This window comes from Pseudomonas rustica (assembly GCF_018336155.1).
In the GTDB taxonomy this organism is placed as follows: domain Bacteria; phylum Pseudomonadota; class Gammaproteobacteria; order Pseudomonadales; family Pseudomonadaceae; genus Aquipseudomonas; species Aquipseudomonas rustica.
In genome coordinates this window covers 523,427-534,720 of the sequence record NZ_JAGYHF010000003.1, presented here as the reverse complement: position 1 = coordinate 534,720, position 11,294 = coordinate 523,427, and the positions used below count along the sequence as shown (strand labels likewise).

Here is an 11,294-nt window from a genome sequence, read left to right as displayed (position 1 = left end):
CAGGCGTATGCCCCGAGGAAATCTTCATGCCCGTACTCCACAGCGTAATTCACAAGATCGACAAAAAGCCTGACGGCAACCCGGCTGTTTTATTCCTCGGCAGTTCCGAGCAGGTCGAAAGCCAAGCCCGTGACGATCTGATGAATCAGTTCAACGAAAACTACAACGCCACCAGCGGTAAGGGCTGGGGATTCTTCCACGCCGAATCTGGCGCGTTCCCTCTCAGCGGCTGGCTCGCCAAGTACTTGGCTGGCGGCTCTGACTTCCTCGATTTCAGCATCATCGCCGTCGAGCACCTGACCCGATTGATGGAGGAATCGAACTTGACTACGGGCGGGCACGCCCTCTTTTGTCACTACCGACAAGGTCTCACCGACTATCTGATCATTGCCTTGGTGCAAGAAACGGAAGCGGTGACCATGACCGAAGAACTCAGCTTAATGACGGTCAAGCGCTTGGATCTGGATCACATCCGCCTGGCTTCGCGCATCAACATCAGCGAGTGGCAGAGCAATCCGCAATCGAAGCAGTACATCTCGTTTATCAAGGGCAAACAGGGGCGCAAGCTGAACGACTACTTTCGTGATTTCATCGGATGTCAGGAAGGGATCGACGGGGCCGGCGAAACTCGGACGCTGCTCAAGGCCTTCAGCGACTTCGTTGAGAGTGAGGATCTGGGCGAAGAATCTGCACGCGAGAAGACCCAAACCCTCGTCAGTTACTCGATGGCCCAAGCCAAGCTGGGCGAGCCGATCACCATCGACGAACTGTCGGAGCTCATTAACGAAGATCAGCCAAAAGCCTTCGCCGACTTTATCAAGGCCGCTGATTACGGACTTTCAGACACCCTGCCGCCGGACAAGAAGACCCTCAACAAATTTCGGCGGTTCACTGGCCGCGCAGAGGGGTTGTCGATCAGCTTCGAACAGCACCTGCTCGGGTCGAAGATCGAGTTCGACGAAGCCGGCGGCACGCTGACTCTACGTGGACTGCCAACTCAACTTACAGAACAGCTGAAGCGCGTAACGGCCTAACCCACCCTCCACCGCCCGGGCATGCCCCGGCATAGGACGCCAAACGTGATCAATCTCTTCTGGCGAATCATCGCCAAGTTACTCGCGCGCCCGGCCATCGCCGACTGGCTTATCGCCCGCGCCAAGCTCACCCCGTACCAGCACATCATGTCCGCCGATTGCGCCGAGATGTACATGGGCCGGTGGTGGCTGTTCAATCCGTACAGCCGGGAGACACACAAGCCGGCGCTGTGGTGGTGCCCGTGGTCATTCCGCGTCCACCACATCATGCGGCCGGATGAAGATCGGGATTTGCACGATCACCCATGGAATGCTCGCACGATCATTCTGCGCGGCTGGTACACGGAGCAGCGTCTGCTTCAACCTGATGATCCGGCACTTCACCAGTTGCTGATGAAAGCCTCCGAGCTGCGCCAGTCATTCGACGCTGCATTCCAGGCTACCGAATACCTCGATCGCCGGCCAGGAGACACCGCCCGCCTCAACCACGGCGAATACCACCGCATCGACCAGGTATCCCCCGGCGGCGTCATCACACTCTTCATCACCAGCAAGTGGCGCGGTGACTGGGGATTCCTCGTAAACGGCGTGAAGGTGCCTTGGCGCACTTACACCGGCACCGACAATTGACTGGAGGCTGCATGATGAATACGCATTTCAATGACGCCATTGAGGCCGACGACGGCGGCTTTGTCGTATGCAGGGGCTGCAAAGCTGAGGGTTCCTTCGCCGAACCACCCCGCGGCGAATGCCCAACTCCTTACAAGCCCGCCAGCGTTTTGCTCGAAGAGTCATTGGCGCGCGAGCAGGCCCTGCAGATGCGCCTGAACGCAGCGGATCAGCGGATTGATGAGCTGGAGGCGCTGTTGCTCCGATCCAATGAACTGTTCTATGCGATCCAGGGTGACCCGGGCGCGGTGCCATCTTCGTCCATTGACGCGATGCGCGGCGAGGTGTTTACAGCGCTCAAGCCAGCAGCGGGTTCGGTCTACAAGCCGGGTCTCTACGCCGTGCGCCACATCGACAACTGGGACGGTGAACGCGATGTAGCGCTGACGTTCGCCATGCTGGACGCCGACGGCAAATGGACTGAGAAAGAAACCGGTGAGCCCCTGCTGGCGTACAAAGGGGACAAGGTTCTCAGAGCTTGGCCGCTGGATTGTTCCCACGCACCAGGCACGCAGATTATTGGTGTGCCGCGTGACTGGCTCCAAGACTGGGCGCTCGAACTTGTCGAAGCAGCGCAGGACGGCGGGCAGATGTCCAATCAAGTCGAACACCTCCTCGAAATTCACTCCAAGCCTTAACTCCCTCCCCATTCAAAGTCAGCCGCTATAGCGGCAAGGACGAAGTCATGCCCAAACATAAGCCAGAGCTGGCCCGCATCTACAACGTGTTCGGCCTCAGCTCCAACCACGAACTGTCGACGCTGCTGGTCAACATCGAAAACACCAAACGCTTTTCCGATCTTCTGCATGCTGTCGAGCGAGAGTTCTTCATGGTACCGGGCGAACCGTCAGGCGAGCCCGAAGACGAGGGCGCGGCGGTTGATGATGAATGCCTTGTAAATCGCTGGGGATCAAAGCCTGCCGGGTATCTCGAACAGTTCAGGGCGGCCCTGCCGATCGCTGCAGCGAACTCGATTCCAGACTACGAAGCTCCCGAAACCGGAGAGAAATGGTCGCTCACCGGTGAGAACGGTTCGTGGGATTACGACAACCTCGACGAACTCCTCAAAGATAATTACGGCCATGACAGCTGCGGCGATGGCCACCCGGCCAGCTTCAGGTCAGGCCTGTACGAAGGCGATACGGTCTATCGCGGCACCGAGTGCAAGGACGACCCGGCGAAATTTCTGCCAGACCAAGACGATTTGCTCGAACACATGAGCGAACGCGCCTACGAAAGCGACGCCGGCGAGTGGGTCGACAATTACCCAACGCTCGACGCCGAGGCGAAGGCGGACTTAGTGCGGGCGATGCGGCCGCTCATGGCCTGGGCGCGTAAGCACTGCCAGCCTGAATTCTTCACCATCAAGGACGTCACCCCGCACATCGTCACAGTCGAGGACGTAAGGAAGGCCGCGCCATGGTGACCAAGTGCACACTCGGCTGCACCCTCTTCTTCTGGCTTCCATTGGTACTGACCATAAAGGCGGTGATCGGATGAGCAAGCGAGCGATTCACTTGTACCCGTGGGATGGCGGCACCGAGGCCGATCAGGATCCGCCCGAACACGTTTACTGCGGCACCGATGGCGTAATGACCGACGAGCAGCTCACTAATGACTGGCGCCACGTCACCTGCAAGCGTTGCCTCAAGATCCACGGAAAGGAGCTGGCCGCGCGAGCAGCGGACGACCGAGACCAGAAGGTCAAGCTGTTCGACGAAGCACAGGCCATCACCATCACCCTCGGCCACCGGAATATCTCGACCGCCATCAAGGCTTTGGTCAGGGAGCGCGACGAACTCAGGCATGAGCGCGACAACCTGCGCGAAGACCGCGACGGCCTACTCGAAGCAGGGGCGCACCTACTATGATCCTCGCCAGCCTGTTCATGCTCCAAGACATCTACCGAGGGCCATGGCGATGAACCATCAACCCAAAGGTGGCATGTGCGCCACCTGCACCCACGCTCACCGCAATTGCAGCCAACTTCCCTTCAGCACCATGCCTCCGCTTTCGAACGACGGGCAGACGGTGATCGTGCGCTGCACTGATTTCCAACGCCGCGCCCAGCAGTAACCCCTCCCCCAACTCAACAGCCTGCCGGTGTGCGGCGGGCGAGGAATTCGTATGTCCGAGATTCAACGCAAAACGATGTGCATCTACCACGGCAACTGCGCTGACGGGTTCGGCGCTGCATGGGTTGTCAGGCAAGCGCTCGGCACCGATGTCGAGTTTGTGCCGGGAGTTTATGGGCAGGAGCCGGCAGACGTCACCGGTAAGGACGTAATCCTCGTCGACTTCAGCTACAAGTACGACGTGCTGGCAGCGCTCGCGTACAAGGCGAACAGCATCATCGTGCTCGACCACCATAAAAGCGCTGCCGAAGACTTGTCCCGCTTCGAGCCATTCCATGCTGGGATCGAAGAGGATACCCGCCACGATGATGGCTCTCCGTTGCTTGGCTGGAAGACGGCGCATGACATGGCCCACTCACAAAATGGTCCAGCCATTGCGTGCTGCTTCGACATGAATCGTAGCGGCGCAATGTTGGCCTGGAATCATTACTTCCCTGACCAAGAACCGCCGCAGCTTCTGCGCCACATCGAAGACCGCGACTTGTGGTTGTTCGAACTGGACGGCACCAGAGAGATTCAGGCCAACCTTTTCAGCTACCCCTATGATTTCGAAATCTGGGATCAGTTGATGGCCGCCGACGTGCAGACACTGCGATCAGATGGTGCGGCAATTGAGCGCAAGCATCACAAAGACGTTGCCGAACTGGTCGCTGTAACGAAGCGGCGCTTGGTGATCGGTGGTCACGATGTTCCTGCCGCCAGCCTTCCATACACGCTGACCAGTGACGCCGGCCACCTTATGGCACAGGGCGAACCCTTTGCGGCCTGCTACTGGGACACTCCAGACGGACGTTCTTTCAGCCTGCGAAGCACCGATGGAGGCTTAGACGTTTCCGAGATCGCCAAGCAGTACGGCGGTGGAGGCCACCGTAACGCCTCAGGCTTCCGCGTACCGTTCGGCCACGAACTAACTCTGTAACCCATCACCACCTTCTGCCGCCACGCGCGGCATGGAGCACCCCCATTTAACCGCCCCATCAGGGGAAAAGGATGCTGTATGGGCGCACAAAAATTGCAGCCACGCTTTATCCGCGCCGGGGAGGCGCCTGCCTACTTGAGCATGAATTTGCCGTTGTTTAACGAAATCGTCAGGCCGTTCGTGAATGAGTTCCCGATCGGGGAACGCGGTGTCGGCTTCGATCGTCAGGAGCTTGATGCGTGGGCATCGTCTTACGTGGCAGCCAAGGCAATTGATAAAAAGGGCGCGAGGGAGCAACAATTGCCCCGCAGCGAGCGCCAGAAAGGAGAAACACAATGGCGCGAAAAACGATCACAGGCCTCTCCCAAAGGAAAGGTCTCTGGCATATCGACAAGAAAATCAACGGCGAAAGACTTTACGAATCTACTGGAACAAGTGACCGGCAAGAAGCAGAGCGCTACCTAATTCATCGACTGGAGCAGATCCGGCAGGAGAAGGTCTACGGCGTTCGGCAGGTCAGAACGTGGCGGGATGCGGCGATGCGTTTCTTGGTCGAATTTAAGGATCAGCCTTCGATCAAGCTTTCGGCTCACCACCTTTCACAGCTGGACGAATTCATCGGCGACATGCCGCTGACCCATATTGATGACCAGGCCCTCGGGCCTTTCATTAAGGACAGGTTGGCGACCAAAACGCTGCCGGATGGCAAGGTGAAGAAAGGCGTGAGCAACAGAACGGTGAATATCTCGATCGAGCGTGTGGTTCGGGTTTTGTCGTTGTGTGCCAGGAAGTGGCGAGACGATGAGCGACGGCCGTGGCTGGATAGCGTGCCAATGCTCACGAAGCTAGAAGAGAAGAAATCGAGTCGCAAGCCCTATCCGATGTCGTGGGAGGAGCAGTCGATTCTTTTCGGGGAGTTGCCGGCCCACCTGCAGACGATGGCGCTGTTCAAGGTGAACACCGGCTGTCGAGAGCAGGAAGTTTGCAAGCTGAGGTGGGACTGGGAGATTTCGGTGCCGGAACTCGGTACCAGTGTGTTCCTGATCCCGGCTGACTTTGGCGGCAGACACGAACGGTCTGGCGTGAAAAATGGCGACGAGCGCCTGGTGGTGCTGAACAGCGTAGCCAAGTCGATCATTGATCAGCAGCGCGGCCTGAGCAAGGAATGGGTTTTTCCTTACAACGGCAACGCAATGCACCGGATGAACGACTCGGCTTGGAAGAAGGCGCGAGTGAGAGCGGCGAAACTCTGGCAGGAGGAAAACTTTCGCCCCGCTCACCCTGGCTATCTTTCGATCAGGATTCACGATTTGAAGCACACGTTTGGCCGTCGCCTTCGAGCGGCGGGCGTAACCGAGGAAGACCGAAAGGCTCTTCTGGGTCATAAGAACGGCAGCATCACCAGTCACTACTCGGGCGCTGAGCTAGGGCATCTGATTGAAGCTGCAAATATGGTATCAGCAACCGATTCGCGTGGGCCGGTGCTGACAATATTGAAGAGGAAGCAGGCGTGAGAAATGGAGAAGTCACGCAAATGTCACGCGCATGAAAAAGGCCAATGCTGTAAACATTGGCCTAAGTCATTGAATTATTTGGTCGGGACGGAGTGATTCGAACACTCGACCCCTAGCACCCCATGCTAGTGCGCTACCGGACTGCGCTACGCCCCGACTGGTTTTTCATCTCACCCTTCACCTCGAAGAGCGCTCAAGAATATATCGCAAGCTTTTGAAAACTGGAAGTATTCAAAAGCAGCTTTTTATTTCTTGAGAACCACCAGCACGTCTTCCAACTCGGCAATCATCTGCCGAATCATCTGTTTGTATTGGGTAGTGTCGTCTTTGGCTTCATCGCCGGACAGGCGCAAGCGTGCGCCGCCGATGGTGAAACCTTGATCGTAAAGGAGCGCGCGGATCTGCCGGATCATCAGCACGTCCTGGCGCTGATAATACCGGCGGTTTCCGCGGCGTTTGACGGGGTTGAGTTGAGGAAACTCCTGCTCCCAGTAGCGCAGCACGTGTGGCTTTACGGCACACAGCTCGCTGACTTCACCGATGGTGAAGTAGCGTTTGCCCGGGATGACGGGTAATTCGTCGTTATGACTTGGTTCCAGCATAAGCCTCAACTCGGGCCTTCAACTTCTGCCCTGGACGAAAGGTGACCACACGGCGAGCCGTGATCGGGATTTCTTCCCCCGTTTTCGGGTTGCGGCCAGGCCGCTGGCGTTTGTCCCGAAGGTCGAAATTGCCGAAACCGGACAATTTGACCTGCTCGTTGTCTTCAAGAGCGTGCCTGATTTCCTCGAAAAACAGTTCTACCAATTCCTTGGCTTCCCGCTTGTTCAGGCCCAGCTCTTCATACAGACGTTCCGCCATCTCAGCTTTCGTCAAAGCCCCCATACGTCACTTCCTTAACGTGGCGTTCAACCTTTGTTCGAGCGAGGTGAGGATATTTTGCGTCGTCGAATTCACCTCATCGTCATTAAGAGTGCGCGATGGATGCTGCCAGGTCAAGCCAACTGCAAGGCTTTTTCTATCAGGATCAATGCCTTTACCCTGATATACGTCAAACAGCCTGAGATCTGTGAGCCATTCGCCTGCATTTTCACGGATTACGTCCAGTACTGCCGAGGCCGCGACGTCTTTGTGTGCAATTAATGCAAGGTCACGACGCACTTCAGGAAAGCGCGACAACTCGTGGAATTTCGGCATTTTACCGAGTGCCACTTCAGCCAGAACCAGCTCGAAAACGAAGACTGGACGATCCAGACCCAAGGCTTTCGACAATTCCGGGTGAATGGCGCCGATGAAACCGACTTCACGCCCTTCTCGCTCGATGCGCGCGGTTTGACCCGGGTGCAGCGCCGGGTGTTTGCCCGGTGCGAAAGTGAACGAATCCAGTGCACCGGCAAAACCCAGTACCGCTTCCACGTCAGCTTTGACGTCGAAGAAGTCGATGGTGTCGCGACCTTGTGCCCAGCCTTCCGGCAGACGGCTACCGCAGACAACACCCGACAGCATCGGCTCTTGCTTCAAACCTTCGAGCTGACCAACGAAGCGCAGACCGCTTTCGAACAGACGCACGCGATCTTGCTGACGATTGAGGTTGTGCTGCAGCGCCTTGACCAGACCCGGCCACAGCGACGAGCGCATGGCAGCCATGTCGTTGGAGATCGGATTGGCCAGCAACAGCGGCTCAACGCCTGGATTGAACAGTTCGAACTGGCGTGGATCGATGAAGCTGTAGGTGATCGCTTCCTGATAACCACGAGCCACCAGCAGACGACGCAGTTCCGGCAGATCGCTACGCGCTTCAGCCTTGGCTTGCGGCGCGAGACGCGCTTGCGGGTAACGAACCGGAAGACGGTTGTAACCGTACAGGCGAGCCAGTTCTTCGATCAGATCGACTTCAAGACTGATGTCGAAGCGATGGCTTGGCACTTCTACGCGCCATTGGTCAGCGCCGTCGGCAGTAATGCCCAGACCCAGGCCGCTGAGCAGACGCTCAACCTGAGCCGAATCCATTTCCATGCCGAGCATCTGAGTGATGCGCTGCGAACGCAGGGTGATCGGCGCGATCGACGGCAGGTGCTGCTCGCTGACGGTCTCGATGATCGGGCCGGCTTCGCCGCCAGTGATTTCCAGCAGCAGGCCAGTGGCGCGCTCCATGGCTTCACGGGCCAGTTGCCAGTCAACGCCACGCTCGTAACGGTGCGACGCATCGGTGTGCAGACCGTAGGAACGAGCCTTACCCGCGACAGCGATCTGGTCGAAGAAAGCACTTTCCAGAAACACGTCGCGAGTGGTCGCGGACACACCGCTGTGCTCGCCACCCATCACACCGGCAATCGCCAGAGCGCGAGTATGGTCGGCAATCACCAGCGTATCGCTACGCAGGCTGACTTCCTGACCGTCGAGCAGTACCAGCTTCTCGCCCTCTTCCGCCATGCGCACACGGATGCCGCCATTGATTTCGGCGAGATCGAAAGCGTGCAGCGGCTGACCCAGCTCGAGCATCACGTAGTTGGTGATGTCGACGGCAGCGTCGATGCTGCGCACGTCGGCACGACGCAGACGCTCAACCATCCACAGCGGCGTAGGCTTGGACAGGTCGACGTTACGGATCACGCGGCCGAGGTAATGCGGGCATGCAGCCGGCGCCAACACTTCGACCGAACGCACTTCGTCGTGCACGGCAGCTACGGCCGGCACTACTGGACGGGTGACCGGAGCGTCATACAGCGCGCCAACTTCACGGGCCAGACCGGCCAGGGACAGGCAGTCGCCACGGTTCGGGGTCAGGTCAACCTCGATGCTGGCGTCTTCCAGATCCAGGTACACGCGGAAATCTTCGCCCACTGGCGCATCGGCCGGCAGTTCCATCAGACCGTCGTTGCCCTCACCAACCTGCAGCTCGGCTTGCGAGCAGAGCATGCCGTTGGACTCAACGCCACGCAATTTGGCTTTCTTGATTTTGAAGTCGCCCGGCAGTTCGGCACCGATCATGGCGAACGGAATCTTCAAGCCCGGACGCACATTTGGCGCACCGCACACGACCTGAAAGGTTTCCGCGCCATTGCTGACCTGGCAAACGCGCAATTTGTCGGCATCAGGGTGTTGCTCGGTGCTCAGCACCTCGCCCACAACCACGCCGCTGAATACACCGGCGGCCGGCGTAACGCTATCGACCTCAAGACCGGCCATCGACAGACGAGCAACCAGCTCATCGCGATCTACCTGCGGGCTAACCCAGCCACGCAGCCATTGTTCACTGAATTTCATCCTGTTCTCCTAAGAATTCGTTACGACTAGCGAAATTGCGCGAGGAACCGCAAGTCGTTGTCGAAGAACAGACGCAAGTCGTTCACGCCGTAACGGAGCATGGCCAGACGCTCGACGCCCATGCCGAAGGCAAAGCCGGAGAACTCTTCCGGATCGATGCCGGACATGCGCAGCACGTTCGGGTGAACCATGCCGCAGCCCATCACTTCCAGCCAGCCAGTCTGTTTGCAGACGCGGCAGCCTTTACCGCTGCACATCACGCATTCCATGTCGACTTCAGCGGATGGCTCGGTGAACGGGAAGTACGAAGGACGGAAACGTACGGCCAGTTCTTTCTCGAAGAACACCCGCAGGAATTCTTCGATGGTGCCTTTGAGATCGGCAAAATTGATGTCGCGATCAACCAGCAGGCCTTCGACCTGGTGGAACATCGGCGAGTGGGTGATATCGGAGTCGCTGCGATACACGCGGCCTGGGCAGACGATGCGGATCGGCGGCTGCTTCGATTCCATGGTGCGAACCTGTACCGGCGAGGTATGGGTGCGCAGCAACATGTTTGCGTTGAAATAGAAGGTGTCATGCATCGACCGGGCCGGGTGGTGGCCTGGGATGTTGAGCGCTTCAAAGTTGTGATAGTCGTCTTCGACCTCAGGGCCTTCGGCAATGCCGTAGCCGATGCGGGTGAAGAACTGTTCAACACGTTCCAGAGTGCGGGTAACCGGATGCAGACCACCGGAGGTCTGGCCACGGCCCGGCAATGTCACGTCAATGGATTCGGCGGACAGTTTGGCAGCCAGTTCGGCTTCTTCAAACAGTGCCATGCGCGCATTGAGAACGCCTGTAACACGTTCCTTGGCAACGTTGATCAGGGCGCCGACTTGCGGACGCTCTTCTGCCGGCAAATTCCCCAGGGTCTTCATCACCTGAGTCAATTCACCCTTTTTGCCAAGGTATTGAACCCGGATTTGCTCCAGGGCATTGATATCTTCAGCGCTTTGCACAGCCTCTAGTGCTTGAGAGACCAGCGCATCCAGGTTTTCCATGTACAGACTCCAGATACAAAATAGGGGAAGAGCTTGAAGGCTCTTCCCCTATTTAAGACGTTTACCACCTGACCCCACGGAAGTGAGGCCGGGTGATTGTCGGGGGTACTTAAGCCAAGGTGGCTTTAGCTTTCTCGACAATCGCAGCAAACACCGCTTTTTCGTTCACTGCCAGATCAGCCAGAACCTTACGGTCGATCTCGATGGACGCTTTTTTCAGGCCAGCGATGAAACGGCTGTAGGACAGACCGTTAACACGAGCACCAGCGTTGATACGAGCGATCCACAGAGCGCGGAACTGACGTTTTTTCTGACGACGGTCACGGTAGGCGTATTGGCCTGCCTTGATTACCGCTTGCTTGGCAACACGGAATACGCGCGAACGTGCACCGTAGTAGCCTTTAGCAAGTTTCAGAATTTTTTTGTGACGCTTACGGGCAATGACGCCACGCTTTACACGAGCCATGAGTTACTTCCTCTATTCTTGACTAAAATTAACGAAGGCGCAGCATGCGCTCGACTTTTGCCACGTCAGACGGATGCAGCAAGCTGCTACCGCGCAGTTGACGCTTACGCTTGGTCGACATTTTAGTCAGGATGTGGCTCTTGAAAGCGTGCTTGTGCTTGATACCGTTAGCAGTTTTCAGAAACCGCTTAGCAGCACCACTTTTGGTTTTCATTTTTGGCATGTTCGGATACTCCGCATTCAGTTG

14 protein-coding genes and 1 tRNA gene are annotated in these 11,294 nt (G+C 57.5%); 8 read left to right on the top strand and 7 right to left on the bottom strand.

The window, feature by feature from the left end:
- Positions 1-26 precede the first annotated feature (26 nt).
- The 8 genes from yejK (at position 27) to KFS80_RS07925 (ending at position 6,271) form a co-directional block, all read left to right on the top strand.
- Positions 27-1,034 (top strand): nucleoid-associated protein YejK, encoded by a 1,008-nt coding sequence (gene yejK / locus KFS80_RS07955; RefSeq protein WP_212544443.1) that lies wholly within the window; start codon positions 27-29, stop codon positions 1,032-1,034.
- 45 nt (positions 1,035-1,079) lie between these two features.
- Complete coding sequence (locus KFS80_RS07950) at positions 1,080-1,664, top strand: hypothetical protein (protein WP_212544431.1); 585 nt, start codon at positions 1,080-1,082, stop codon at positions 1,662-1,664.
- Positions 1,665-1,678: 14 nt separating this feature from the next.
- Positions 1,679-2,341 carry a hypothetical protein gene (locus KFS80_RS26895; protein ID WP_246541714.1) on the top strand — a complete coding sequence of 221 codons (663 nt, stop codon included), beginning with the start codon at positions 1,679-1,681 and terminating at the stop codon, positions 2,339-2,341.
- A 47-nt stretch (positions 2,342-2,388) separates the two neighbouring features.
- Positions 2,389-3,129, top strand: a complete 741-nt coding sequence (locus tag KFS80_RS07940; protein ID WP_212544430.1) for a hypothetical protein — start codon at positions 2,389-2,391, stop codon at positions 3,127-3,129.
- Between the two features lie 70 nt (positions 3,130-3,199).
- Positions 3,200-3,574, top strand: a complete 375-nt coding sequence (locus tag KFS80_RS07935) for a hypothetical protein (protein WP_212544429.1) — start codon at positions 3,200-3,202, stop codon at positions 3,572-3,574.
- A gap of 256 nt (positions 3,575-3,830) precedes the next feature.
- Positions 3,831-4,757, top strand: coding sequence for a DHHA1 domain-containing protein (locus KFS80_RS07930; protein ID WP_246541706.1), 927 nt, complete (start codon positions 3,831-3,833; stop codon positions 4,755-4,757).
- Between the two features lie 78 nt (positions 4,758-4,835).
- Positions 4,836-5,222, top strand: a complete 387-nt coding sequence (locus tag KFS80_RS27145) for a hypothetical protein (protein ID WP_224788391.1) — start codon at positions 4,836-4,838, stop codon at positions 5,220-5,222.
- Positions 5,108-6,271 carry a tyrosine-type recombinase/integrase gene (locus KFS80_RS07925; protein WP_338109587.1) on the top strand — a complete coding sequence of 388 codons (1,164 nt, stop codon included), beginning with the start codon at positions 5,108-5,110 and terminating at the stop codon, positions 6,269-6,271. The genes KFS80_RS27145 and KFS80_RS07925 overlap by 115 nt, the downstream gene beginning before the upstream one ends.
- Before the next feature lie 79 nt (positions 6,272-6,350).
- Here the strand turns inward: KFS80_RS07925 and KFS80_RS07920 are convergent.
- The 7 genes from KFS80_RS07920 to rpmI form a co-directional block, all read right to left on the bottom strand.
- A tRNA-Pro gene (locus tag KFS80_RS07920) sits at positions 6,351-6,427 on the bottom strand.
- A gap of 89 nt (positions 6,428-6,516) precedes the next feature.
- Positions 6,517-6,873 carry a MerR family transcriptional regulator gene (locus KFS80_RS07915; protein ID WP_003179985.1) on the bottom strand — a complete coding sequence of 119 codons (357 nt, stop codon included), beginning with the start codon at positions 6,871-6,873 and terminating at the stop codon, positions 6,517-6,519.
- The gene (gene ihfA / locus KFS80_RS07910) at positions 6,854-7,156 is read right to left on the bottom strand and encodes an integration host factor subunit alpha (RefSeq protein WP_002553164.1); all 303 of its coding nucleotides are present in this window, start codon (positions 7,154-7,156) and stop codon (positions 6,854-6,856) included. Before ihfA ends, KFS80_RS07915 begins: the two co-directional genes overlap by 20 nt.
- Before the next feature lie 3 nt (positions 7,157-7,159).
- Positions 7,160-9,538: a phenylalanine--tRNA ligase subunit beta gene (gene pheT / locus KFS80_RS07905; RefSeq protein WP_212544427.1), complete on the bottom strand. Its 2,379-nt coding sequence runs from the start codon at positions 9,536-9,538 to the stop codon at positions 7,160-7,162.
- A 26-nt stretch (positions 9,539-9,564) separates the two neighbouring features.
- The gene (pheS, locus tag KFS80_RS07900; protein WP_003226365.1) at positions 9,565-10,581 is read right to left on the bottom strand and encodes a phenylalanine--tRNA ligase subunit alpha; all 1,017 of its coding nucleotides are present in this window, start codon (positions 10,579-10,581) and stop codon (positions 9,565-9,567) included.
- 109 nt (positions 10,582-10,690) lie between these two features.
- Positions 10,691-11,047, bottom strand: coding sequence for a 50S ribosomal protein L20 (gene rplT, locus KFS80_RS07895; RefSeq protein ID WP_007913489.1), 357 nt, complete (start codon positions 11,045-11,047; stop codon positions 10,691-10,693).
- Between the two features lie 28 nt (positions 11,048-11,075).
- Entirely contained in the window at positions 11,076-11,270 is a 195-nt protein-coding gene (gene rpmI / locus KFS80_RS07890) for a 50S ribosomal protein L35 (RefSeq protein WP_002553160.1), read from the bottom strand.
- Positions 11,271-11,294 lie beyond the last annotated feature (24 nt).

What these genes read in the sequence shown, in the direction of transcription:
- KFS80_RS26895 (WP_246541714.1), top strand. Translation starts at nt 1,679, where the DNA reads ATGAATACGCATTTCAATGACGCCATTGAGGCCGACGACGGCGGCTTT.
- KFS80_RS07940 (WP_212544430.1), top strand. Translation starts at nt 2,389, where the DNA reads ATGCCCAAACATAAGCCAGAGCTGGCCCGCATCTACAACGTGTTCGGC.
- rpmI (WP_002553160.1), bottom strand. Translation starts at nt 11,270, where the DNA reads ATGCCAAAAATGAAAACCAAAAGTGGTGCTGCTAAGCGGTTTCTGAAA.
- pheT (WP_212544427.1), bottom strand. Translation starts at nt 9,538, where the DNA reads ATGAAATTCAGTGAACAATGGCTGCGTGGCTGGGTTAGCCCGCAGGTA.
- ihfA (WP_002553164.1), bottom strand. Translation starts at nt 7,156, where the DNA reads ATGGGGGCTTTGACGAAAGCTGAGATGGCGGAACGTCTGTATGAAGAG.
- pheS (WP_003226365.1), bottom strand. Translation starts at nt 10,581, where the DNA reads ATGGAAAACCTGGATGCGCTGGTCTCTCAAGCACTAGAGGCTGTGCAA.
- KFS80_RS27145 (WP_224788391.1), top strand. Translation starts at nt 4,836, where the DNA reads ATGGGCGCACAAAAATTGCAGCCACGCTTTATCCGCGCCGGGGAGGCG.
- KFS80_RS07930 (WP_246541706.1), top strand. Translation starts at nt 3,831, where the DNA reads ATGTCCGAGATTCAACGCAAAACGATGTGCATCTACCACGGCAACTGC.
- KFS80_RS07915 (WP_003179985.1), bottom strand. Translation starts at nt 6,873, where the DNA reads ATGCTGGAACCAAGTCATAACGACGAATTACCCGTCATCCCGGGCAAA.
- KFS80_RS07935 (WP_212544429.1), top strand. Translation starts at nt 3,200, where the DNA reads ATGAGCAAGCGAGCGATTCACTTGTACCCGTGGGATGGCGGCACCGAG.
- yejK (WP_212544443.1), top strand. Translation starts at nt 27, where the DNA reads ATGCCCGTACTCCACAGCGTAATTCACAAGATCGACAAAAAGCCTGAC.
- rplT (WP_007913489.1), bottom strand. Translation starts at nt 11,047, where the DNA reads ATGGCTCGTGTAAAGCGTGGCGTCATTGCCCGTAAGCGTCACAAAAAA.